The organism is Paenibacillus sp. YAF4_2 (assembly GCF_052113225.1).
Taxonomy (GTDB): domain Bacteria; phylum Bacillota; class Bacilli; order Paenibacillales; family Paenibacillaceae; genus Pristimantibacillus.
Map to the genome: position 1 here is coordinate 242,360 of NZ_JBFRCT010000007.1, position 24,216 is coordinate 266,575.

A 24,216-nucleotide genomic window follows, 5' to 3' on the forward strand; every position below is an offset into this window, starting at 1 on the left:
CTGCATGATGATAGGCTGACCGATAAACAAAAGGACCTCAGTTCCCGCTGCTAAGCGTGAGTATGAGGTCCTTTATTATTCAGTAAGCTATATTTTATTGTGTTGTGCTGCTGTTATCTGTTGTTGTATCCGTTCCGTTCTCCGCACCAGGCGAAGTGGATGGAGGAGCTACTGTATCATCCTTTGTCAAGGTTTCTTGAACCGTAGCTTTTAGTTCATCCAGATCGCGTACGCCGAGAACCGATGCACCACCAACATGCTCTTCCGCAATATTATCCATTGGAGGCACTTGCTGCGTACCAGCTAGATGGGATTCAACGCCAAGCTGTCCAAGCTTCAGCATATCGGTAACCTGCAGGTTCGTCTCGATGTAAGGAGATACGCTGTCTAGAATTTTTTTCATCTGAACAATGTTCCAGCCGGATTTAAGCTTATCAGCTACAGCACCTAAAAATTCACGCTGACGCTCTGTACGTGTGAAGTCACTCATCGCGTCATGACGGAAGCGAACGTATTGCAAGGCTTTGTCGCCGTCAAGCAGCTGGTAGCCTTTCTTCAGATCGATATCGTATTTGTTCTCATCCGCGTTGTCCGTATAATGCATGTCCTTTTCAACATCGAAGTAGACGCCGCCGATCGTGTCGACAAGGGCTTTGAATCCTTCGAAATCCGTATACACATAATACTGAATATCAAGGCCAAGCAGATCGCCAACTGTCTTCATCGCCAGTTGTGGTCCGCCAAGCGTAATAGCAGTATTGATACGCCCTTTGCCATGACCTTCAATATCAATATAAGTGTCACGCAGGACGGAGAATAGATGAGCTTTCTTCGTCACCGGATCAAAGGAGGCGATCATAATGGAGTCGGAACGCGGCACCTGATTTTCTTCCAAGCCGCGCGCGTCACCGCCAAGCAGCAGGATGTTAACGCGTTCTGTGCCCTCCCATTTCGGAGGTGGTTCAACGGTTTCGTTATTAAATTGTCCGAAGCGGGATTCTTCCTTCGACTTGCTGAAGTTGTCCAATGAATTATATATGCCTGTGCCCCAATATACTAAGGCAGCGACGCCAAGGACTATAACTACGAGAAAACCGCTGAGAACCCATTTCCAAGGTTTTCTTTTCTTTTTTGCTTGTGTAGCCATAACTGTAGTAGTGCTCCTTTCAGCAACTCTCCTGCAAAATGGTGTAAACCCAAATGAGACAGGCGATCTGATTAACCTAAGATGCCTGCCATTTACGCACAACAATAACTAATGTAATATTACATATCATAAAATTATAAAGCGGAACGATGGATAGAAGCAAGTTTTATCGTTTCCCTTGGAAAAAACTCATAATTCCTCGGGAAATGTCGACCGTTGTAAACGGAGAGGAGATTATTTAAAGCTTATGTTAGCGATTGATGTCAAAGATCTGCGAAAGCAGTTTAAAGTGCAAAAGAACAGAGAAGGCTTGTCCGGCGCACTAAAAGACCTGTTCAAACGTGAATATAACGAGGTTACAGCCGTTAAAGATATTTCGTTCCAAATTCCGCAAGGCGAGATCTGTGGTTATATTGGTGAGAATGGTGCAGGCAAGTCAACTACGATCAAGATGCTTACCGGTATTCTGGTCCCGACAGCGGGACAGCTGAAGGTAAATGGATACGTGCCGTTCAAAGACCGTGAGAAATTTGTAGGAGGGATCGGTGTTGTCTTCGGGCAGCGTTCCCAGCTGTGGTGGGATATTGGTGTTATTGAGTCTTTCCAGTTGCTGCGTAAAGTATATCGGGTATCCGAACAGGATTTCCGCAAAAGATTGGACAACCTGGTGGAGCGCCTTGATTTAGGTGAGCTGCTGAACCGTCCGGTCCGTAAACTGAGTCTTGGCCAGCGGATGCGCTGTGAGCTGGTTGCTTCGCTGCTCCATAATCCGTCGATCTTGTTCCTGGATGAACCTACGATTGGTCTGGATATCGTGGTTAAGACAGAAATCCGTGAGTTTCTAAAGGAACTAAACCGTGAGGAAGGCACAACCATACTACTGACCACCCATGACCTGCAGGATATTGAAGCGTTATGTTCCCGTGTCATTATGCTGGATGACGGCCGCATTATATATGATGGTGGTCTTGAAGAGCTGAAGAATCGTTGGAGCAAGGGGCGCGAAATTCAATTCCAATTCGGTACTGTAACCCCTCTGACAAAGCTGCAGCTGCTGACAGCAGGTCTTGATGTCACCTGGACAATGAACGAGCAGGGGGCTTCCATGTGGCTGCCGCATACAATTAACGTTTCTGATGCGCTTGGTATGGTAGTTGGCGGGGCGGATATCCGTGATATTAAGATCCTCGAGACAAATACCGATGATATCGTTCGTGAAATTTATCGTTCCGGCTCGGCTTCAGCGTCAGCCGCTGCAACGCTGCTTGATACGGACTCCCCAAAGCAGGAGGCTGAGGTGGAGCCTGAGAAGGAGACTTCCCTCCGATGATGAGCGCATACGTAGATTTTATCCGAATAAGGTTTCTAACGATGCTGGCTTATCGCGTCAACTATTACAGCGGCATTATTATCTATGCCATCAATATTGGCGCTTACTATTTCTTGTGGAAGGCGATCTTTGGCTCGGCTGAGACGCTTCAAGGCTTTACATTAGCTCAAATGACGACGTACATTGCCGTATCCTGGATGGCCCGCGCTTTTTACTTCAATAACCTTGACCGTGAGATTGCGAATGATGTCAGGGATGGCAGCATTGCTATGCAGCTTATCCGGCCATACTCGTACCTTGTTGTGAAAATGATGCAAGGTCTCGGAGAAGGCTTGTTCCGCCTCATTCTCTTTATGGGACCTGGACTTGTTATCGTCTGCCTGCTCTTCCCGGTCAAGCTGCCGAAGGATCCAGCCGTATGGATTATCTATTTCGTCATGCTGATGTTTAGTCTGTTTATCAATTCGCAGCTTAACATTCTGACCGGTCTTGCGGCTTTCTTCGTGGAAAATAACGAGGGCATGATGCGGATGAAGCGGGTCCTTGTTGACCTGTTCTCCGGCGTCCTCATCCCGATCGCTTTCTTCCCGGGTTGGCTGAAGGCGACAATGGAATGGCTGCCTTTCCAAGCGATCACGTATTTGCCAAGTGCGGTGTTTACAGGGCGTACCCCGATGAGTGAGGCTTGGGGTGTTCTGGGGCTGCAGGCGTTGTGGTTCCTTATTTTGCTTGTGCCAATCCTATTTACTTGGCGGGCAGCCCGTAAGCGGCTGTTCGTGCAAGGAGGTTAATTCTAGATGCTGTATGCAGTGTTGTTCTGGGAATATATTAAAAACTATGCGAAGACTCGTCTGACTTACCGTGCCGACTTCTGGGTCGAGGTGATCTCGGACCTGATGTTTCAGGGGATGAACCTGGTCTTTATTCTGGTCGTGTTCCAGCATACGCCAACGTTAGGCGGCTGGACGGAGTCCGAAGTCATCTTTGTCTACGGCTTCTTTATGATCCCGTATGGCCTATTCTCAACCTTCTTTGGGATGTGGAACTTCAGTGAACGGTATATTGTGAAGGGTGAGATGGACCGGATTCTAACTCGGCCGGCACATAACCTGTTTCAGGTATTGCTGGAAAACGTCGATCCGCCATCCCTGATTGGTTCGGTTGTTGGGGCGATCATTATGGCTGTCTGCTGGAATGATCTAGGACTAGCCTTCCATTGGTACTATGTGCTGATCATGCTCCTGTTCGTGCTTGGTGCCGTGCTTGTGTATGCGGGCATTTATACGGCGCTGTCGGCGATCTCCTTCTTCTCGGATGCGCCAACGGGCATCGTTCCGCTTATTTATAACGTTCAGAACTACGGCCGATATCCGGTTAACATTTACAATAAAACGATTCGTTTTGTCTTGACCTGGCTGCTGCCGTTTGCCTTTGTAGGTGTTATACCGGCTTCGTACTTCTTGGAGAAGAAAACGGATGACTTGTCTCAGTTGGCATGGTTCACGCCTGTCATGGGGATTATCGTATTCGCGCTTGGTCTTATGATTTGGAATCATGGCGTGAAGCGTTACCGCGGTGCGGGTTCCTAGGCAGAAGCTAGAGCAGCAGGTTAGGTGAGGTATTGGAGGAAAGTAATAATGAGTGCAATCGAGGTTGGCAAGAAGGCGCCGGATTTTAAGCTGCCGGCATCAAACGGAGAAACGGTGAAGCTGAGTGATTACCGCGGGAAAAAGGTCGTCATTTACTTCTATCCGAAGGACAATACACCGACTTGTACGCAGCAGGCCTGTGACTTCCGTGATGCGTATCCGGCAATGGTTGATCATAACACAGTAGTGCTGGGCATCAGCCCGGACCCGGTTAAATCGCATGAGAAGTTTATCGGCAAGCAGGGCTTGCCGTTCCTGCTGCTCTCGGATGAAGAGCACAAGGTGTGCGAGAAATACGGCGTATGGCAGATGAAGAAGCTGTACGGCCGCGAATATATGGGCGTTGTCCGCTCGACCTTTCTCATTGATGAGAAAGGCAAGCTTGTCCGCGAGTGGCGCGGCGTGAAGATTAAAGGCCATGTCCAGCAGGTAGCGGACGAGGCAGCAAAGCTATAAGAATTGTAGGCGGGCCCTGATGGGGCTCGCTTTTTTTGTTGCAGCTGATGACAAACAAATATGATCTGTTGGGCATTTGCTAGATTTGCCGCTCATATACTCTATTAGATCGATTACGAGAATAGAGAAGGGTGGCAGATTCATGCGCTTGGTGATGCAGACGGGGTTATGTTTATTTATTGTATGGTTTGGGCTGCTGGCGATTGGTGCGGTAAATGGAGGAGAGGCGGCTCGTGAGGCGGCATTTGCAGGTTTTTCGAGTGAGACAGCAACTGCTGCCGGGCGTTCAATAGTATCAGAAAATATAGCTGCAGGGGAAGGTAACCTCACTCTATTAAATCAGTTAGCTGACTCTAGCACAGAAGTCGTGCAAGCTGCGGACAAGGTTAAGCCAATCGTATATCTGACCTTTGACGACGGGCCAAGCGAACTGACGAAGCAGGTGCTTGCGATCCTGAAGCGGGAAGGTGTGAAGGGGACCTTTTTTATGCTGGGCAAAGAGGTAAAGCGTTATCCGACTATCGCCAAGCAGGTTGTGCTGGAGGGCCATGCGATCGGCAATCATTCGTATGATCATGTATATGCAGATCTGTACAGCAGCTTTGGGACGTTCGCCAAGCAGATTATGGATACCGATGATGCAATCTATAAAGCGATGGGTGTTAGGACGAATCTGGTTCGTGCGCCGGGCGGGACGTTTGGCAACTTCGACAAAGGCTATTTTGATGCGCTTGCGAAGGCAGGTTATATCGTAAACGATTGGAATGTGGACAGCGGGGATTCAACGAGGCTGAATGTACCAGCTAGCGAAATTATAAGTACGGTTGAAGGCTCGAGGTTATCCAGCAAAGTTGTTGTACTCATGCATGACAGCTCCATTCACGGAGAATCGGTGAAGGCTTTGCCGGAAGTGATTGCTTTTTTCAAAAAGAAAGGATATCAATTTGCCGTCTTGACCGACCAAGTGAAGCCTATCCAGTTCCGGCTGGCGGAGTCTATCAAATGGAAACGTCCGAAGGTTACTGAGGCTCAGAAACAGACCCTCGTTCAATATATGGCTAGAACAAGAAAAGTCGTAGAAGCACCAAACCCACAAAGCGTAGTTGTTCATGCGGGCGATTATGAGATTGATTTTGCCCCAGCTGACTATCAAATGAGTAATGGAACCATCGAAGTTCCTCTTCGTCAATTGGTGACAGGACTGAAAGGTATTATTCGATTGGACGTCTCAAACGGCATTGTCGAGGCTATGGTTAATAACCAAAGTGTGAGCTGGACAGCAGCTGAAGTGGGAGGAAGCGGACATTCGTTCCCGAGCCGGGTTATGGTGCCGCTTAGGGATACGCTGCAGCAGTTTGATTATAGGATTAGCAAAATTACGGTTACGACGGATAAAAGAGAGATATGGGCAGACTCTATCTCCATCTAGCAGGTCTAAATATAGCGGCGCGTGGCGATACTGAAAGATAGAGAAGCTATTTTTCAGGAGGTTGAATGAAAGAGATGATAGCGCCAAAATTCGAAGGATCGTCGCCCGGGAGACAGGAAGCTCAGCCATGGCCGGAACCACCGCAGGTGCTGCTGCAGAGACTTATTCATAGAATAGATCATGTTTTGCTAGGGAAAAAAGAAACGGTTACCCATCTTATCACAGCTATGCTAGCTGGTGGTCATGTGCTGCTGGAGGATGTTCCAGGTGTGGGGAAAACGATGCTGGCAAGCGCTTGTGCACGCGTTCTTGGCGGTGAATTCAAGCGGATCCAGTTCACTTCAGATATGCTGCCTGCAGATGTCATTGGCGGCTCGGTCTGGGACAGCCGGATCAGTGAGCTTGTCTATCGGCCAGGGCCAATTATGGCCAATATTGTCCTTGCAGACGAAATCAACCGTACTTCACCACGTACACAGTCGGCTCTGCTGGAGGCAATGGAGGAGCGGCGCATCAGTATTGAGGGAGAGACGCGCAAGCTGCCTGAGCCGTTCGTATTGATTGCCACGCAAAATCCATTAAGTTATGAAGGAACCAATACGCTGCCGGAAGCGCAGCTGGATCGTTTCATGATGCGGCTGTCCATCGGTTATCCGTCTATGGAGAATGAAGCGAGGATGCTGGAGCAGTATGCGGCTGGCTCAAGACCCGAGCCTCATCAACTGAGGCCAGTGCTTATGCTGGAGGAATGGCTGCGGATGCAGCGCGAGGCACGTCTCGGACATGTTCATCCCGGGCTGCTCGAATATATGGCAAAAGTGACGGATGCGACAAGACGTTCACCTGAGCTGGAGCTAGGCTTAAGCCCTCGTGCGGGACGGGATTGGCTGCGTGCAGCGCAAGCCAGAGCCTACGTTGAAGGCAGACGATATGTACTGCCAGATGATTTGTTTGCAACTGGAGAGGTTGTTCTGACGCATCGTTTGAACGGAATAGCTGCTGGTGGAAGAAGAGCGTCAGAAGCGTTAACGCGTATTATGCGAACTACACCACTGCCGGCATCGATTGCTCCTGCCTCTATGACAGGGAGACACAGATGAAGGCGCAGCGGAATGATTCGGATTTGGCAGTAACGGATCCTTCTCAGGGGCATAGGACGCAAGGAACTCAGGCAGGTACTTCTTCAAAGAATGTATCGCAATCGCAGCTTGATGATCAAATGCCATTGTTTGAGAAAACAGGTAAGCTGTATTACCGCACCCGGTGGGTAGCTTGGCTGATCATAGCGATAGGCTGGTCTATAAGCTTATCAGCTGTTCTTACCAAGGGCGGAGCTGTGGAAATGTATATGCTGATTGTGCTCAGCTTCTTGCCAATCATTTCGATTGCGCTGCCATTGCTTTCAGTAATTGGCCTTTCCATCAACCGAACCATTCAGGTCCAGCAGGTGAAGGACGGCGGTAAGGCGGATGTTCGGCTTACGATAAAGCGATCTGCTGTGATTCCGTTCGCCTGGCTGGCTGTTCATGATGGCATGGTGAATACGAGCTCGAAAGAGAAAACACGTCTGGACTATCGATATATTGTAATGCCATTGTTTCAAAAAGAGGTGCAAATTAACTACTCCATGCTTGGAGTCAGACGTGGAGAGCATCAGTTCGATCAGGTAACGGTAACCGTTGGCGATTGGCTGGGCCTTACGGCCATTCATCGCAAGCTGGCATGTCCAGGGATGCTGCTTGCACTCCCTGCACTGCCGGAAGAGATCGTAAAACGCGCGGGGCGATTACATGGAGCGATAGCTGAGCAGATATCTGGGGATTCCTCATCAGCCTATATAAGCGATAGTGGAGAGATCAGCGAGTCTGTGGTGGATAAGCTGATTCAGCAATCAGGGATTGGGCCAGACAGCAGGCCTTACCGCGAGGGAGACTCTCTTCGTCATATCAATTGGCGTGCCGCAGCCAAAGGACGTGGCATGTTCACGAAGCAGCATATGCTCGAACAGCCGGCAGAAGTGATCGTCATTGCGGATACATTTGGTGCCGCCTACAGTCAGGATGGTCGTCTGTTTGATGCCTGTCTCGGGTGGACAGCCCGTGCTATAGAGCGAGCGGCTTCAGAAGGCTGCGAAGTACGGCTGATCACAGCGACAGCAGGAGCAGCGAAACAACCAAAGAAGGATAACGAGGCAAAGGCAAAGTCGTCGCGAAAAGAGAATGCGCGGCGGGGAAGCTTGTCCCAGCAGACAAAAGCTCATTTGGAGCTGCTAGCTAAGCTGGAGCTTGCCAGTACGGCTGTCACAGCAGAGATCTTGCGGTCTGAGCTTGGCGGATTGAAGCCGGGCGGGATGATCCATGTTTTTACGGCGGATTGGAAAAACGGTCAAAGCTGGACCCAGCTCGCTGCTTATGCCGCCGATCAGGGCTGCCGCTTGGAGCTCCATTTGGTAACGAAGCAGTTGGTGTTGACCTATGCGATGCGTGAGCAGCAAAGGCTTCTCGAGCAGGCAGGAATTGTTCTGAACTGGCTTGCTTATCCAGAGCAGATGAACCAGCAGCCGCAAGTGGTGGAAGGAGGCATCAAGTATGCGAGGGATCAATCATGAGAACGGCTCGCTTGGCTTCCGACTGCTGACAACGGTTCTGCTGTTTGGCTTATTAGCGGAATGGATGCTTCCATGGCTCCGTTACGGGGAATGGGCGGATGTGTACCAGGTTGGTCCACTTCTTGTTGTTGTAGGCTGTGTGATGATAGCGGGGCTTTTCCGTCCTACTTGGTATATGTCGCTGCTGATGAATGGCGTATTATGCCTTATCACCCTTATGCTTTTATTTAAAGGTGACGACCAGAACGCATTGCAATGGCTCGTTCATTATCCGCAACTGCTTATGGAGGATATCAAGCAGCTGTTTATCTATGGTATGTGGACAATGAGTAATGAACTAAGGACACTGTTGTTGTTCGTGGGTTGGGCGATGCTGGCTCCTGCTTTGCAGGCGCTGGTATGGATGAGGCAGGTAGCCTTGGGGCTAACCGCTATTACCGCGGCCTATTTGCTAACGCTGCATATATGGGTAGGGATGGATGTCTTTGATGGATTGCTGCGTACATCTGCTGAAGGACTTTTGCTGGGGGCAGTTGTCACCATCGCAAGGGTCAAACGTCTGCATGGCGGCAGCAGTGAGTATGATCGGCAGATTCATCCGAAATGGCTTGCCGCTGGTGAATTTCTCGTGCTGCTATGTGTAGGTATCGGCATGCTGCTGTCGAGCGGCCAGCCAAGGCAAACAGAGCCAGCTGCATGGACGGTAACCGCAGCGAATCGTCTGGAGCAGACTATGATTGAGCTTGGGAAAGCCGATTATTCCGCGGCGATGCAGGCAGCAGCCGGCACAGCGGGACAAAAACTTTCCGTTACGGGATATGGCTTTGACGATAGTGAGCTTGGAGCATCTATCACGCCGGATGATACGGTTGTCTTTAATGGTTTTTCTCCGGTTCAGACCTACTGGCGGGGTGAGTCCAAATCCATTTATGACGGCCGCGGCTGGAGCAATAGCTGGAGCGGGAAAGTGCTGCATCCGGTAGAAAACGGCGATAAGATCTCGGAGGTCACCATTAGCACCGATACGGATAATCAGATCATTAAGCAGACTGTAGTGATGAAAGAGCCATCGGCGGCTCAAGGGCTGCCACTCTTTTTCGCAGGAAGCTCGGGTCGTGTGGTAAGCTTGTCGGCAATTGATCCGAAGCGGCAGTTAAGCACGTATGTCGAAGATGAGCTGGCCGATACGCTGTACGCGGCTGATAAAGAGGCTAAGGTAGAGAGGTATACCGTTGAGAGCAGGCTTCCGGTTACCGATGTATCCGTACTCCGCAGCTCTGACCGCTCAACCTTCGAAGGAAATACGGCGGCGCTGAATACAGCGGCGGATGAAGCAGATCTCTCGGAGTATTTGCAGCTGCCCGATTCCATTCCAAGTCGTGTAAAGGCATTAGCGGATGAGATCGCTGGAGCGGGCATGACGAGTCAATACGACCGGGTCAAAGCGGTAGAGCAGTATTTGAAGAACAACTACAAATATTCGCTCGACAGCGCGGTTCCGCCTAAGGGAGCAGACTTCGTCGATTACTTCTTGTTCGAGCAGTTGCGCGGTTATTGCGTGCATTTCTCTAGCGCAATGGTTGTCCTGCTTCGGGAAGAAGGCATTCCTGCGAGATGGGTAAAAGGTTTTGTGTCCGGCACGCCGGTAACTACGGCGGGCTTCGAGGAGACCAGCGCAGCCGGGACCCTCTACAATGTGCGTGCCAAGGATGCGCACGCTTGGGTAGAGGTGTACTTCCCCGGCGCAGGCTGGGTGCCGTTTGATCCAACGCCGGGTTTTGCCGGCGGTATGGGGCCTGTGGATGCCGACGCCGGAGTTAACGCGGCGTCGGACGGGGTAGCATCGGCGGGTAATGCCGATGCTTCTGCGCCAGAGCATGCCGGTTCCGGAACGGACGGCATGCTGGCGCGGGCCCAGGCTGCGGCGGAACGCGCAGCCTCGGCGGTGTCGCGAGGGGCGGATGCCCTCGCGGAGGCGGCGCAGAGCGCCGCAAGCGGTGCGGCGGCGGCTTCGCCCGCCGCCATAGCCGCCGCAGGCGCGGCCGCGCTGTTGCTCGCGGCCGCTCTAGCGGCAGCGGCGCAGCGCAAGCGGCTGCGCCTCGCGCTGGCGCTGCGCCGGTACCAGGCGGCGCATGCCGCTGGCCGCGCCGCCGCCGTGCAAGAGCAGTTCGCGGCAGTATCCGCCGCGACTTGGATACTGCTCGGCCGCCGCATTCTCGTGCGGCCGCCGCAGCACACCGCGCGCGAATACGCGGACACCGTATCGGCGTCGATACCCGGCGCGCGCGCCGATGCGCTCAGGCGGTTCATCGCTTGGGACGATGCGGCCAGATTCGGACAGCGGGGCGACTGGCAAGCCCCGCCTCCGGAGGAGCTTGCCGCCGCAATTCAAGCGCTGCTTGGCAAGCCCCGCAGAACAGGCACGTCGGCAGCCGTTCATGCAGCTGAATAACATAAGCCCGTCCCCTGATTGATGGGGGGCGGGCTTTTTTGCGATCATGCATAGACTCTACGCCAGTTGCCATTCTAATAAAATGGAAAACTACGACACGACTACGTACAGAAGGGGGATTTTCCATGATTAGAGGGTTAGTGGTTTTCATTATTGGCGGCATGTTAGCACTTGCAGCAGCGGGATGCGGCAGTCACTCAGGAAATGAGCATAATCGCGGTAAAGAGCCGCTTCCACAGCCTGATGCTTACTCGAATGAAGAGGGAGTGCCGATTCAAATCGAGGATAATGATGATACCCCTGAACTGGTGGATGGATCGGAAAAAGAAGTCCGCAAAGAGGAGCCTCTGACACTCGCGGAATTACGCGAGAAATATAAAAGCACTTTTTTGCTGCAGGGCAGCTCCAAGGAGAACCGAGTCGCGCTTACCTTTGATGACGGCCCAGATGAGACTTTTACCCCGCTGGTGCTCGACGAACTCAAGAAAGCAGGTGTTCATGCGACTTTTTTTGTCGTGGGTAACCGGATTGAAGCGAATCCGGATATTTTCCAGCGCATGGTGAATGAAGGACATGCCATCGGCAACCATTCCTACAGCCATCCGAATTATTTGAAGCTGTCCGATGAGGATTTCAGGGACGAAGTTGACCGCACGGACAAGCTTGTCCAAACGTATTTCGGCCACCGGCCTTCGCTTATAAGGCCACCTTACGGAGGCGTTACGGAGAATCAGATCGAATGGCTTGCAAGCATGGAGAAAAAAATCATCAATTGGAACGTAGATTCCCTGGATTGGAAAGGCTTAAGTGCAGACGAGGTGTATACCAATATTATGGATGCGACCAAGGCTGGCAGCATCATTTTACAGCATTCCGCAGGTGGTGAGGGAGAGGACCTGACAGGGTCAGTCGAAGCGCTTCACCGCGTAATTGCTGAACTGAAGAAAAAGAACTTGGAGTTCGTAACGGTACCGGATCTCATTCATTTACAGTAGGAGTTCGGAATATCGTCAACTCTAGCCGACATAAATCGAGTATTGCCCTGCTCCCCTACCTTGACTCGTCCAAAGGGCTATATATATAATTACTACATTAATTGAGGGAGGCTCGGTAATGAACAAGAATGAAATTATCATTGTTCTCGACTTCGGAGGACAATACAACCAGCTGATCGCACGCCGCATTCGCGACTTGGGCGTTTACAGCGAACTGCTGCCATTTAACACGTCGGTAGAACGGATCCGTGAACTACAGCCGAAAGGTATCGTATTCTCGGGAGGACCGGCAAGCGTTTATGAAGAAAAATCTCCGCTCGTTGATCCAGCCATCTACGATCTTGGAGTGCCAATCTTTGGTATTTGCTACGGCATGCAGCTGATGTCCCATCAGCTCGAAGGTAAAGTTGAGCGTGCAGGCAAACGCGAGTACGGTAAAGCAGAAGTTGACTTCGCAGCAGGCAGCCATCTGGCAGAAGGCCTTGAAGCACGTCAAACAGTATGGATGAGCCATAGTGACCTTGTTGTCGAGCCGCCTGCGGGCTTCCGCGTCGACGCAAGCACAGAGCATGCTCCAATCGCAGCAATGAGTAACGCTGACCGTAAGTTCTATGCGGTACAATTCCATCCAGAGGTTCGTCACTCTGTGTATGGCAACGAAATGATCCGTAACTTCCTGTACAACATCTGTGGCTGCGAAGGCAACTGGACGATGGAATCGTTCATCGAGGATACGATCCAAGAAATTCGCAACGAAGTTGGCGATAAAAAAGTACTTTGCGCCTTGTCCGGCGGCGTTGATTCTTCCGTTGTAGCGATCCTGCTTCACAAAGCAATCGGCGATCAACTGACTTGTATGTTCATCGACCATGGTCTGCTGCGTAAAGGCGAAGCAGAAGGCGTTATGGAAACCTTCGTTGGCAAGTTCGACATGAAGGTTGTGAAGATCGATGCGCGTGACCGCTTCATGGGCAAATTGGCAGGCGTCGATGACCCTGAGCAAAAACGTAAAATCATCGGTAACGAATTCATCTACGTCTTCCAAGAAGAATCCGCGAAGTTCGATGATTTCGAATTCCTGGCTCAAGGCACGCTCTACACCGATATCGTAGAGAGTGGTACAGCTACAGCTCAAACGATCAAATCCCACCACAACGTTGGCGGATTGCCTGAAGACATCAAGTTCAAGCTCGTTGAGCCGCTTAAAGCATTGTTCAAAGACGAAGTTCGTAAAGTCGGCGAAGAGTGTGGCCTTCCTTCTGAGATCGTTTGGCGTCAACCGTTCCCAGGTCCAGGTCTTGCAATCCGTGTACTTGGCGAAGTAACAGAAGACAAGCTGCACATCGTTCGCGAATCCGATGCGATTCTGCGCGAAGAGATTGTCAAAGCAGGTCTTGATCGTGAAATTTGGCAGTACTTCACCGCTCTGCCTGGCATGAAGTCCGTTGGGGTTATGGGTGACGCTCGTACGTACTCGTACACTGTCGGCATCCGCGCAGTAACGTCCATCGACGGCATGACAGCTGACTGGGCACGTATCCCTTGGGATGTTCTCGAGAAAATCTCCGTTCGTATCGTTAACGAAGTCGACAACGTAAACCGTATCGTTTACGACGTAACGTCGAAACCACCTGCAACAATTGAGTGGGAATAGGCTATAGATAGTAAAAGAGTAGGGGCTGTCCCAGGATTGATGGGACAGCCCCTTATTTTATCTACAAAGTAGCCCGATAATGCTTCGGCGTTGTTCCCGCGTATTTTTTAAATACTTTGATGAAGTGTGCCTGATCGTAAAAACCAAGGCGAGACCCGATGGAGGAAATCGTATCGCCAGTCATTTGAAGCAGCTTTTTTGCCTCCTCGATCCGCTCCTTTTTAATATAGCCCGTTAATGTCTGGCCGGTCTCTTTCTTAAACAAGTGCATGAGGTAGCTGCTGTTCAGCCCCGACAGCGCGGCCAGCTTGTCTACCGTGATATCCTCGTAGAGATGGGTATAAATGTATTCCCGGCAAGCCCTGACCGGTTTGGATAGAACATGACTCCGGCTTTGCACGACCCTCTCCGCAAAATCCAGCAATGCACCTGCCATTGCAGCCTCCACCGTCTGGACATCATGAAGCTCTTCAATTTGTTGGATATACAAATCACTCAGCATGTATGCCTGTTCCTCGTAAAGGCCTCCTTCAATCGCCGCCCGCATCCCAAGCGCAATGCCGCAAATCGCCAAGTTTTTCTTACTGCGGACATGACTGCGTTTGGACAACACGCCAGCCCCGTCATAGGGAAACTCCGCTAATTTGATCATTAACCCGGCTGTATCACCTACTCGGATCATATGAAAAAACTTTCTTTCCTCCTCAATGCTCTGATGAAGAATCAAGGACTCCCGGTGAGCGGAGATGGTCAGCTCTAACTCATTCTTGAAGTCTCTTGGCTGTGCATACTTGAAGCCATATTGAAGCACTTCAGTGATCTCCAGCATCTCCTGATTTACAAGCAGGTTAGCCATAACGCAAATATGCAGCAGACGCATCCGGTTCACTCTGGGCAAGCTTTTCCAATAGGCCKACCAGACCGGTTTTTCCCGGTAGGAGATTTGATAATCGCATAATTGCTTGGACACATGCTCCTCTGACGGAAGCTCTTGAATGGATGGCCCGATTACGATGAACGCTTTATCCGGACCGCTATGCTTGATGGGAATAATGATGAATTGTTCCCAGAAGTTTGTCGTGCGAATCAGGGGATATACCGTCTCCAGCGTGAGAAGCGATTGAACAAGCTCCTCCAATCCGGGAAATAGCGGACTTAAAGGAATGCCTGCTACGGCAGCTTCAGCAGAAGGCTGATTGTTCTGGGTATAAAAGACCGGCAGCTGGCAGCTCTCCTGAATGAGTTTGCATAAATGAGAAAGATTGCGTGAATAAATGGCAGTCTCCACGATATATCCACCCCAGAACTGTACAATTTTTCTGACTATTATACCATAAAAGTAAGCGCATTCATGCGAAAATAAAATTGTAATTTGTGATAACGATGGATTTTAAGGGGGATTTCAAGTGAAGCGTGATATTCAGGCTATTCTGTCCGAAATGACATTGGAAGAAAAAGCGGGCATGTGCTCGGGCCTCGATTTTTGGCGTCTGAAGGGTGTTGAGCGTTTAGGCATCCCGAGCATTATGGTGACAGACGGACCGCATGGACTGCGTAAGCAGCAAGGAGGAACCGATCATCTTGGCATTTTCGAAAGCGTTCCTGCTACCTGCTTTCCTTCTGCTGCCGGGATGGCAAGCTCCTGGGACCGCGAGCTGATCGGCAGCGTCGGAGTGGCGCTTGGCGAAGAATGTCAGGCAGAGGATATCGCCGTCTTGCTTGGACCCGGTGCCAATATTAAACGTTCGCCGCTATGCGGACGGAACTTCGAATATTTTTCCGAAGATCCTTATCTATCCTCCGAGATTGCAGCCAGCCACATTAACGGTGTTCAGAGCCAAGGCGTTGGCACTTCGCTGAAGCATTTTGCGGTGAACAACCAGGAGCACCGCCGGATGGGCGTAGATGCGGTTGTTGATGAGCGTACGCTGCGCGAAATTTATTTGGCCAGCTTCGAAGGCGCTGTGCGCAAGGCTCAGCCTTGGACGGTCATGAGTGCTTATAACAAGGTGAACGGTACGTACGCATCCGAAAATTCTTACTTGCTTACTGATATTCTGAAGGATGAATGGGGCCATGAGGGCTTGGTCGTGACGGACTGGGGGGCGAACAACAATCGAGTGGATGGCCTCGCTGCAGGTCAAGAGCTGGAGATGCCATCAAGCGGCGGCGTTAACGATCGTAAAATTGTGGAGGCTGTTCAAGGCGGCCAGCTGTCCGAAGAGGTGCTCGACCGCGCGGTGGAACGAATTTTGCATCTTATTTTTAAAAGCGTGGATAACAAGAGGCCAGGTGCCGATTACGACCGTGCGGCGCATCATACGCTCGCCCGGAAGGTTGCCGGGGAAACGATGGTGCTGCTGAAAAATGAACACAATCTGCTCCCTTTGGCGCAAAACAAAAAGCTCGCTGTAATTGGTGCGTTTGCGCAAAAGCCAAGATATCAAGGCGGGGGTAGTTCTCATATTAAACCAACGCAGATCGATGTGCCGTTTGAGGAAATTCAAACGCTTGCGGGTGATGCCGCAGCCGTCGTGTACGCACAAGGCTATCATGTGGATAAAGACGATACCGACGAGAGTTTGCTTGAACAGGCGATTGAAGCAGCCAAAGGCGCCGATGCCGCAATTATCTTCGCGGGATTACCGGACCGCTATGAATCCGAGGGTTATGACCGCAAGCACCTGCGGATGCCTGCAAATCAAAATCAGCTCATTGAGGCTATTGCCGGCGTGCAAAGCAATGTGGTGGTTGTTCTATTAAACGGTTCACCGGTCGAGATGCCTTGGATCGGTCAAGCGGGATCGGTGCTGGAAGCTTATTTGGGAGGTCAAGCCGTTGGCGGCGCGATTGCGGATGTGTTGTTCGGCATTGTGAATCCAAGCGGCAAGCTGGCCGAGACGTTCCCTATGAAGCTTAGTGACAACCCGTCATTTCTGTTCTTCCCTGGAGAAGGCAACCGCGTGGAATACCGCGAGGGGATGTTTGTCGGGTACCGTTATTACGACTCGAAGCAGGTAAAGCCGCTGTTTCCTTTTGGACACGGACTTAGCTATACGACGTTTGCTTATTCCGACCTCAGGCTGAGCAGCAAGGCAATGCAGGATACGGATACTTTGAATGTACAGGTGACCGTGCAGAATACCGGCGCTCATGCGGGAAAAGAAATCGTTCAGCTCTATGTGCGCGACGCGGAGAGCACTGTTATACGTCCTGAGAAAGAGCTGAAACAGTTCGCCAAGGTTGAACTGCAGCCTGGCGAGAAAACGACGGTAACGCTGACGCTGGACAAACGCTCTTTCGCCTATTACAACGTGCAATTAAAAGACTGGCATGTGGAGTCCGGGGATTTTGCTATTCTGCTCGGACGTTCCTCTGAAAATATTGTGCTGAGCGATACCGTATACATCGAATCTACCGTTAAAGTGAAAACAACAGTCGACCGCAGTACGCTGCTTGCCGATCTGATGAGCGATCCAGACAGAGCGCCGGTTGTACAAGGGTTGATTCAGAGCTTCCAGTCAGGTATGGGAGCTTCGATGGACAGCGATTCAATGAAAGATGCACTGGGCGAAGGCATGGGCGAGATGTTTGCCGAGATGATGAAATACATGCCGCTGCGCGCTATGGTTTCTTTCAGCCAAGGTGCTTTTACGGACGAGATGCTGGATGGACTGCTTGCTCAGCTTAATCAACTTTAATCTCGTAATGTGCGGAAATTCAAAAGGATGATGTCGGTTACGCGAAAGAGAGTTTGACTCTAGTTCGTTATGATACTGATGAACGATAAATAATCTAGCGCGATAGAGTTAATGCTTACGAAGCAAGAATGGCTTCACAATTCTTTTAAGGAGGTATAAAAGGAAATGACGATGAAAGCGGGCATTAATATTTTTTCGGTGTACAGGGAGCTTGGCGAGGATTACTTTGGCACTTTGCAAAAGGTTGCCGAAGCAGGGTATGAGAATATCGAGCTGATTGGCTTCAACATGAAGTCCTTTACGCGCTATATCGACGAGATTTCGATGGGATCGCTTCGGGACAAATGCCGGGAATTTGGCCTTAACCCCATAGCCGTTCACGAAGGTGCAAAGCCCGGGGAAGATTTGCTGTCCAATGATTGGGACGGTCTGATCCGGTATTACGGCGGTATCGGCTGTGAACGTATTGTGCTGCCTTCCGTCTGGATTTCCAATCGAGAGAACACGCTTAGAGCGGCTGAACAAATGAACCAAATCGGTAAAAAAATGAAGGACAATGGTCTACAATTTTATCTGCATAACCATGCTCATGAATTCAAATCGAGCGGCAATGAAACGTTGTTTGATATTTTGCTGGAAAACACGGACCCTTCCTATTTGAAATTCGAGGTTGATCTGGCGTGGGTCATGCGCGCGGGACTTGATCCCATTGCCGTCCTCCGGAAGCTCGGGGACCGCTGCGATATTATTCACCAGAAGGATCTGGCTGCCGAGCTTAAAGGTCCGCTTAATATATTGGAAGCTGCCGAGCGGGAGGGCGACGATATGAGTAGTCCCTTCGAGGCTTATCAGAAGTATGTAGGACCTGGCGACTTTGTTGACCTTGGCACTGGCCAATTCGATTTCGCCGGCGTCTACGAGCAGATTCGTTCCATGGGACATGTGCGATATGCCTTGGTGGAGAATGAAGGAGAGTCGGTCGACAAGTTCGCCAGCATCCGTCAAGATTTAGCGCAAATTCAACAATTCATAGTAGCGGAACAGGAGGTGTAATGAACATGACAACCCAAAAATTAAGAATTGGCATCATTGGCTGCGGCGGTATCGCCGTCCAAAAACATATGCCGTCGCTGGCCAAGCTGCCGCATCTGGGAGAAATGGTCGCGTTCTGCGATATTGTGGAAGAGCGTGCGCAGAAAGCGGCAAAGGACTTTGGCGGGGACAACGCCAAGGTTTATACCGACTACAAGGAGCTGCTTCAGGATAACTCCATTGATGTCGTTCATGTACTTACGCCAAACCTGCAGCACTCTTTTATCAGCGTGGATGCGCTTGAAGCAGGCAAACATGTTATGTGCGAGAAGCCGATGGCGATTAACTCCATAGAAGCGAAGAAAATGGTCGATGCCGCGAAGCGAACGGGCAGGAAACTGACAATCGGCTATCAGAACCGGTTCCGCAATGATTCTCAGGCGCTCTACAAAGCCTGCCGTGAAGGCGAGCTTGGCGATATTTATGTCGCGAAAGCACATGCCGTCCGCAGGCGCGGAGTACCGACATGGGGCGTTTTCCTTGATAAGGAGCAGCAAGGCGGCGGGCCATTGATCGATTTAGGGACCCATGCGCTGGATTTGGCGTTATGGTTCATGGACAACTATAAGCCTGTATCAGTATCCGGCTCCGTGTTCCATAAGATGGCGGATAAGTACGAAGGCAATATGCTTGGTCCGTGGGACCCGGAGAGCTATAAAGTAGAGGATTCTGCTTTCGGATTTATTAAGATGGAGAACGGTGCTACCATCTTCCTGGAGTCAGCATGGGCTTTAAATACGACGGATTCGAGAGAAGCAATGACAACGCTCTGCGGTACGGAGGGCGGAGCAGAAATGAGAGCAAGCTCAGTAATGGGCAAGTCCGATGTTATCTATAACAGCGTAAAACATGGGCAGCTGGTAGAAACAAAGCCTTCCGTCAGCGGAGRCATCGCGTACTTCGGCCCTGGAGCCGAGGAGGATGGCGTGAAAGAGGCTAGACAATGGCTGGAATGCATTCTTAACGACACGGAGCCACTCGTGAAGCCTGAACAAGCTTATGTAGTAACGCAAATATTAGAGGCGATCTATCAATCCGCCGAAACAGGAAAAGTCGTAGAGTTCTAACCAACCTCCCGTTCCTGGAACCTTCCAATACACGGGAAGGTTTCTTTTTCTTTTTGTGTAAGTCCATCCCTATAATGCTCCTACTCCAGCGGAAGGGGAATGATGCTGTTTGAAACCATTCAATCGGACCGTGTTTAATTCGCTTCACATTAAGCTCGTAACCGGAATCGTCCTTATTATTGCTCCAATGGTTTCCCTTCTGATCTATAACAATTTCTATTCAATGGATGTTGTCCGCAATCAGGTTGCGCAGTCGAACAGCAATATGCTCAATCTGTACATGGGAATCATCGACAATAAGCTCAATGATATCGACCAATTCCTGCTTAAATTCGCTGCCGAGGAATCCGGCTTGATTCTTCTCGAAAGCTCCTCCGAGTCGGATGTGGATGCTTATAATCTAGAACGGATATGGCTGTTCAGCAAATTGAGAGACAATACGATTTATTATAATGGGCTAGATTATTTCTTTATTTATTCTCCCGTAAACGATGATCTGCTGTTCGCTCCCAAGGTTGCGGGGTCTGCCGATTCCAATAACGAACCGATTCAAAAGGCTATTGTCGAGCTCGCGCGCGATTCGGAGAACGCAGCCGTTCCTTACGACCAATGGGCAATACTCCCTATGCAGCAGCAGGATTATCTTCTCCACCTCGTAAAGGTTGGAGGCTTGTACATAGGCGCCGGGGTGAACGCATCCGAGGTTATGGGGCCGCTTGATCTTCTTGATCTGGGAGATGAGGGCAGGGCGCTGCTGGTAGACGGGGATCATGCCGCCGTACAGGATAAGGCCTTCATTAACGAGCATAAGATTGATTTGGCCTTTCAGTCTGACGACTACCGACTTACCGGAGACAAACAGCAATATCTGGTTATTGGCAAAAATTCAAGCATCGGGGATTTTGGCCTGGCGGCGGTTGTGCCGGATGATACGATTCTGGAGAGGCTGCCCTACCTGCAGCGGGTTATCCTGCTCATGGCCACGGGCTCCATTCTAATCTTGCTGGCCTCGATCTACTTTCTTCGCAGAGTTGTCCTGCTGCCCATCCGCCGAATCGTTACCGCGATGCGCAAAATCAAGGAGGGTTATCTCGAGGCAAGAATACCCGATCGGCCGACCTCCAATGAATTTGAGCTGATGAATAAGACTTTCAACAGCATGGTGGGCGAGCTTCAGCAATTAAAAATCGACGTTTACGAGGAGCAGCTGAACAGCCAGCGTGCGGAGCTGAAACAGCTGCAGCTGCAAATTAACCCGCATTTTTTCTTGAACAGCCTGAATGTCGTCTACTATATGGCCCAAGAGAAGAAATACGATCTCATCCAGGAGCTTTCTTTATCTCTCATTCGTTACTTCCGTTTCATGTTCCGAAGCCAGACCGATTACTCGCTGCTCCGCGATGAGCTTAGTCTGACCGAGAACTATTTGAAGATCCAGAGCTTCCGGTTTCCGGAGAGCTTAACTTATAAGGTTTCAGCAGAAAATCATCTGCTTGATTGCATTATTCCGCCTTTAATCATCCAAAGCTTTGCCGAGAACACCATTAAACATGCGGTGAATACGGATGAGCCGACTACGATTGAAATCGCCATTGCTACCATCGAACATACGGGGGGAGAGAAGCTGCATATCCGAATTAGAGACACGGGCGGCGGTTTTTCCGAGGAAATCTTAGACAAGCTGGGTGAAGGAATGAATCTGACGAACGAGGGCGGAGAGCATATCGGGATTTGGAATGTTCGGCGCCGTTTGCGCCTTCTTTATGATTCCGATGCGGCAATTGCTTTCTCGAACGATCAGGGAGCCGTTATCGATATGGTATTGCCTAAAATTTTAAGAGTTTATAAGTAGTCTCTTAAAATTCTCCGGAATGAAACGCGCCTCGCTGCCATTGGAAGGCAAGAGCCGTTTCACCTTGAACAATGAAATGAGGTATGCGATATGTATCGGTTATTGATTGTAGATGACGAAGCGATCATTGCAAACGGCATTAAAGCAAGCATGAATTGGAATTGTGTCCGAATTACTTCCGTATCGATTGCTAATAACGCCAGGCAGGCTAAGGAGAAATTCCAGGAACAGCCCTTTGATATTATGATTTGCGATATCGAGATGCCGCAGGGGAGCGGACTGGAACTTTATGAATGGGTGAAGGAGCATTATCCGCAAACGGAATGTATTTTCATAACCTGTCATGCGGACTTCCATTATGCCAAAAAAGCGCTGCAGCTAGGAAGCTTTGAGTATTTGTTAAAGCCCGTCCCGCAAGACGAATTAAGTCTCGTTATGACGAGGCTAATCAATAAGATCAGGGATGAACGGGAGGCTGCCGGGAGAGAGGCGGAGCGGTTCTGGCAGGATGTGCTGAACCAGGCCATCCCCTCTAACTGGGATAAAATGAGGGAGGTCATCCAAAAGCAGAAGCTGCCCTATACCGGATCGATGGCGTTTATTCCTGTCGTCATCTCGATCTCGCATTGGGAGAAGTCGCTCTCCGTACGTGATGCGCAGCTTATGGAGTATGCGCTTCGCAACGCGCTGGAGGAGATTGTCGTCTTGCGCTCGCCTAATGCTCAGATTGTCCGGATCAATCCGGAATATTTTATGATCGTATTTGCACGGGAGAAGGCTTCGCAGGAAGAATATGAACGGTTTCGGAAAGAGATTTACAGCCGCTGTGTCACCTTCATTGAAGGTTGCAATCGATATTTGGGCTGCCACCTGTCCTGTTATTTTGGAAAGCCGCTGCCGGCGTATGAAGTGCGGAATATGGCCGAAGAGCTTATGGCATTCAACAAAAATCAGGTCAATATCGTGGACCGTGTTATTTGCTATGGCCAGCCATTAAAGGATGAATGCCAGATTCCTCTGACTCCTATTCCCGTATGGTCGGAGCTTATTAAGCAGGGGAATATGAAGCAGGTCATCTATGAATCCCAGCAATATCTCGATACATGGAAGCGAATCGATAATTTGGGCGTGAAGGGACTTACGCGGTTCTATCAAAACTTTCTGCAAATGATGCTGTATACGCTGCAGCAGCAAGGGCTGCGTGCGGATGAAATATTCAGCGATCATTTGTCGCCGGCGCGTTCGCTCACCGCTACCCGCAGCGTAAACGATTTGCAGCATTGGGTGAAGGGGATGCTCGAGATGGCTCTTGTGCAGATGAATAAGGTAGAAGCGAGCGAGACCATTATTGAGAAGATTAGAAGATATATCGCTCTGAACCTTGATCAGGAGCTGTCGAGGCAATATATTGCCGATTATGTCGGGCTAAGCCCGGATTATATCGTGAAGCTGTTCAAGAAGGAGACGGGTATGTCGGTATCCGATTATATTTTGACGCAGCGGATCAAGCTTGCGAAAGAGCTGCTCGCCAAAACGGATACAACAATCAGCAACGTAGCTCTTGCGGTGGGCTTTTGCAACTTTTCTTATTTCTCCACGCTGTTCAAGAAGGAAGTATCGATGACGCCCCAGGAGTATCGGAAGGCGGAGCAGCCGGCGATCAAGGCCTGCCTTTAGACTTGTCTCATGTCGGAAACTCGAAAACAGGATGACGGATTCTTGGAAGCCCGTACTGTATTCATTAAGCTACTATGAAGCTATGAAGAATACAACTCATCCTAAAAAGAGGTGGTCAAGTCCGTGAACTCAAATACCCAAATCGCTGCCGTGGAGCAGGTCTCAAAGCGGACACAGAAGCGTTCGGCTCTTGCTTTGAAGCTGAAGAAGGTTATGAAATATCGAGCTCTCATTCTGATGGCGCTGCCCGGTCTGCTATACCTGTTCATTAACAATTATTTGCCGATGTTCGGGATCGTAATTGCCTTCAAGGACATCAACTTTGCAAAAGGAATCATGGGAAGCGATTGGATCGGATTCAAAAACTTCGAATATCTGTTCAAGACGCAAGATGCTTTTGTCATCACAAGGAACACGCTGCTTTATAATATCGTGTTTATAGTGCTGAACACTACCATTGCGTTTTCTCTCGCCATAATGCTCAATGAGATTCGCAAGCGTTTCTTGTCAAGAACGTATCAGACCCTTATCTTGCTGCCGTATTTGATTTCCATGGTCATTGTCGGGTACTTGGTGCTTGGCTTCCTGGATGTCGAGAACGGCTTTATGAACAAAACCTTGCTTCCTATGCTGGGCTTGGAGCCGATCTCCTGGTACTCCGAAACGAAGTATTGGCCATGGATTCTGACCATCGTTAACGTATGGAAAGGCGTCGGCAACTTGTGCATTATCTACTTGGCGGCGATCATCGGCATTGACCAGGAATATTATGAAGCGGCTACGATCGATGGAGCGAACAGATGGCAGCAAGTGAGGAGAATCACCTTCCCTCTTGTTTTGCCGGTCATTACGATCATGACGCTGCTGGCCGTTGGCCGAATCTTCTACTCCGACTTTGGCTTGTTCTATCAGGTGCCGCTTAATACAGGCTCGCTTATGCCGGTAACGAATACGATCGATACGTATGTATACCGCGCCTTAATTAATTTAGGGGATATCGGAATGTCCTCTGCTGCAGGTCTCTACCAGGCTTTAGTCGGCTTTATACTCGTCATCGTGTCCAATGCCATCGTGCGCAAATTCAACAAGGACAACGCTTTGTTCTAG

At 50.2% G+C, this 24,216-nt stretch carries 18 protein-coding genes; 16 read left to right on the plus strand and 2 right to left on the minus strand.

The annotated features are described in order from the left end of the window. Positions 1-94: 94 nt before the first annotated feature. The gene (locus AB4Y93_RS18035; RefSeq protein ID WP_441894248.1) at positions 95-1,147 is read right to left on the minus strand and encodes an LCP family glycopolymer transferase; all 1,053 of its coding nucleotides are present in this window, start codon (positions 1,145-1,147) and stop codon (positions 95-97) included. Between the two features lie 247 nt (positions 1,148-1,394). Here AB4Y93_RS18035 and AB4Y93_RS18040 point away from each other — a divergent pair, with 247 nt between their 5' ends. From AB4Y93_RS18040 to guaA, 10 genes are all read left to right on the plus strand, one after another. Next, positions 1,395-2,477, plus strand: coding sequence for an ABC transporter ATP-binding protein (locus tag AB4Y93_RS18040; RefSeq protein ID WP_441894249.1), 1,083 nt, complete (start codon positions 1,395-1,397; stop codon positions 2,475-2,477). Beyond that, complete coding sequence (locus AB4Y93_RS18045) at positions 2,474-3,268, plus strand: ABC transporter permease (protein WP_441894250.1); 795 nt, start codon at positions 2,474-2,476, stop codon at positions 3,266-3,268. Before AB4Y93_RS18040 ends, AB4Y93_RS18045 begins: the two co-directional genes overlap by 4 nt. Before the next feature lie 6 nt (positions 3,269-3,274). Then, the gene (locus tag AB4Y93_RS18050) at positions 3,275-4,066 is read left to right on the plus strand and encodes an ABC transporter permease (RefSeq protein ID WP_441894251.1); all 792 of its coding nucleotides are present in this window, start codon (positions 3,275-3,277) and stop codon (positions 4,064-4,066) included. A 48-nt stretch (positions 4,067-4,114) separates the two neighbouring features. Further along, a complete protein-coding gene (gene bcp, locus AB4Y93_RS18055; RefSeq protein WP_441894252.1) occupies positions 4,115-4,582 on the plus strand; it encodes a thioredoxin-dependent thiol peroxidase in 468 nt (155 codons plus the stop codon). 142 nt (positions 4,583-4,724) lie between these two features. Further along, positions 4,725-6,011, plus strand: coding sequence for a polysaccharide deacetylase family protein (locus AB4Y93_RS18060; RefSeq protein WP_441894253.1), 1,287 nt, complete (start codon positions 4,725-4,727; stop codon positions 6,009-6,011). Positions 6,012-6,076: 65 nt separating this feature from the next. Beyond that, positions 6,077-7,111: an AAA family ATPase gene (locus tag AB4Y93_RS18065; RefSeq protein WP_441894254.1), complete on the plus strand. Its 1,035-nt coding sequence runs from the start codon at positions 6,077-6,079 to the stop codon at positions 7,109-7,111. After that, on the plus strand, positions 7,108-8,619 hold the full coding sequence (locus tag AB4Y93_RS18070) for a DUF58 domain-containing protein (RefSeq protein WP_441894255.1): 1,512 nt from the start codon (positions 7,108-7,110) through the stop codon (positions 8,617-8,619). The genes AB4Y93_RS18065 and AB4Y93_RS18070 overlap by 4 nt, the downstream gene beginning before the upstream one ends. Further along, positions 8,600-11,071: a DUF4129 domain-containing transglutaminase family protein gene (locus AB4Y93_RS18075; protein ID WP_441894256.1), complete on the plus strand. Its 2,472-nt coding sequence runs from the start codon at positions 8,600-8,602 to the stop codon at positions 11,069-11,071. Before AB4Y93_RS18070 ends, AB4Y93_RS18075 begins: the two co-directional genes overlap by 20 nt. A 125-nt stretch (positions 11,072-11,196) precedes the next feature. Further along, positions 11,197-12,066: a polysaccharide deacetylase family protein gene (locus AB4Y93_RS18080; RefSeq protein WP_441894257.1), complete on the plus strand. Its 870-nt coding sequence runs from the start codon at positions 11,197-11,199 to the stop codon at positions 12,064-12,066. A 118-nt stretch (positions 12,067-12,184) separates the two neighbouring features. Beyond that, the gene (gene guaA, locus AB4Y93_RS18085; protein ID WP_441894258.1) at positions 12,185-13,720 is read left to right on the plus strand and encodes a glutamine-hydrolyzing GMP synthase; all 1,536 of its coding nucleotides are present in this window, start codon (positions 12,185-12,187) and stop codon (positions 13,718-13,720) included. Between the two features lie 61 nt (positions 13,721-13,781). Here the strand turns inward: guaA and AB4Y93_RS18090 are convergent, their stop codons facing one another. Then, positions 13,782-15,008: a helix-turn-helix domain-containing protein gene (locus AB4Y93_RS18090; RefSeq protein ID WP_441894259.1), complete on the minus strand. Its 1,227-nt coding sequence runs from the start codon at positions 15,006-15,008 to the stop codon at positions 13,782-13,784. Positions 15,009-15,126: 118 nt separating this feature from the next. On the opposite strand from AB4Y93_RS18090, the gene AB4Y93_RS18095 reads away from it, so the two are divergent. The 6 genes from AB4Y93_RS18095 (at position 15,127) to AB4Y93_RS18120 (ending at position 24,216) form a co-directional block, all read left to right on the plus strand. Next, entirely contained in the window at positions 15,127-17,421 is a 2,295-nt protein-coding gene (locus AB4Y93_RS18095) for a beta-glucosidase (protein WP_441894260.1), read from the plus strand. A 165-nt stretch (positions 17,422-17,586) separates the two neighbouring features. Continuing rightward, positions 17,587-18,474: a sugar phosphate isomerase/epimerase family protein gene (locus tag AB4Y93_RS18100; protein ID WP_441894261.1), complete on the plus strand. Its 888-nt coding sequence runs from the start codon at positions 17,587-17,589 to the stop codon at positions 18,472-18,474. A gap of 5 nt (positions 18,475-18,479) precedes the next feature. Next, positions 18,480-19,580, plus strand: coding sequence for a Gfo/Idh/MocA family protein (locus tag AB4Y93_RS18105; protein WP_441894262.1), 1,101 nt, complete (start codon positions 18,480-18,482; stop codon positions 19,578-19,580). A 109-nt stretch (positions 19,581-19,689) separates the two neighbouring features. Then, complete coding sequence (locus AB4Y93_RS18110) at positions 19,690-21,432, plus strand: sensor histidine kinase (RefSeq protein ID WP_441894263.1); 1,743 nt, start codon at positions 19,690-19,692, stop codon at positions 21,430-21,432. A 90-nt stretch (positions 21,433-21,522) separates the two neighbouring features. Then, the gene (locus AB4Y93_RS18115; RefSeq protein WP_441894264.1) at positions 21,523-23,109 is read left to right on the plus strand and encodes a response regulator transcription factor; all 1,587 of its coding nucleotides are present in this window, start codon (positions 21,523-21,525) and stop codon (positions 23,107-23,109) included. Between the two features lie 213 nt (positions 23,110-23,322). After that, positions 23,323-24,216, plus strand: a complete 894-nt coding sequence (locus AB4Y93_RS18120; protein ID WP_441894371.1) for an ABC transporter permease — start codon at positions 23,323-23,325, stop codon at positions 24,214-24,216.

What these genes read in the sequence shown, in the direction of transcription:
- AB4Y93_RS18050 (WP_441894251.1), top strand. Translation starts at nt 3,275, where the DNA reads ATGCTGTATGCAGTGTTGTTCTGGGAATATATTAAAAACTATGCGAAG.
- AB4Y93_RS18120 (WP_441894371.1), top strand. Translation starts at nt 23,323, where the DNA reads ATGAAATATCGAGCTCTCATTCTGATGGCGCTGCCCGGTCTGCTATAC.
- AB4Y93_RS18080 (WP_441894257.1), top strand. Translation starts at nt 11,197, where the DNA reads ATGATTAGAGGGTTAGTGGTTTTCATTATTGGCGGCATGTTAGCACTT.
- AB4Y93_RS18115 (WP_441894264.1), top strand. Translation starts at nt 21,523, where the DNA reads ATGTATCGGTTATTGATTGTAGATGACGAAGCGATCATTGCAAACGGC.
- AB4Y93_RS18065 (WP_441894254.1), top strand. Translation starts at nt 6,077, where the DNA reads ATGAAAGAGATGATAGCGCCAAAATTCGAAGGATCGTCGCCCGGGAGA.
- AB4Y93_RS18035 (WP_441894248.1), bottom strand. Translation starts at nt 1,147, where the DNA reads ATGGCTACACAAGCAAAAAAGAAAAGAAAACCTTGGAAATGGGTTCTC.
- AB4Y93_RS18070 (WP_441894255.1), top strand. Translation starts at nt 7,108, where the DNA reads ATGAAGGCGCAGCGGAATGATTCGGATTTGGCAGTAACGGATCCTTCT.
- AB4Y93_RS18100 (WP_441894261.1), top strand. Translation starts at nt 17,587, where the DNA reads ATGACGATGAAAGCGGGCATTAATATTTTTTCGGTGTACAGGGAGCTT.
- AB4Y93_RS18060 (WP_441894253.1), top strand. Translation starts at nt 4,725, where the DNA reads ATGCGCTTGGTGATGCAGACGGGGTTATGTTTATTTATTGTATGGTTT.
- bcp (WP_441894252.1), top strand. Translation starts at nt 4,115, where the DNA reads ATGAGTGCAATCGAGGTTGGCAAGAAGGCGCCGGATTTTAAGCTGCCG.
- AB4Y93_RS18045 (WP_441894250.1), top strand. Translation starts at nt 2,474, where the DNA reads ATGATGAGCGCATACGTAGATTTTATCCGAATAAGGTTTCTAACGATG.
- AB4Y93_RS18040 (WP_441894249.1), top strand. Translation starts at nt 1,395, where the DNA reads ATGTTAGCGATTGATGTCAAAGATCTGCGAAAGCAGTTTAAAGTGCAA.
- guaA (WP_441894258.1), top strand. Translation starts at nt 12,185, where the DNA reads ATGAACAAGAATGAAATTATCATTGTTCTCGACTTCGGAGGACAATAC.
- AB4Y93_RS18075 (WP_441894256.1), top strand. Translation starts at nt 8,600, where the DNA reads ATGCGAGGGATCAATCATGAGAACGGCTCGCTTGGCTTCCGACTGCTG.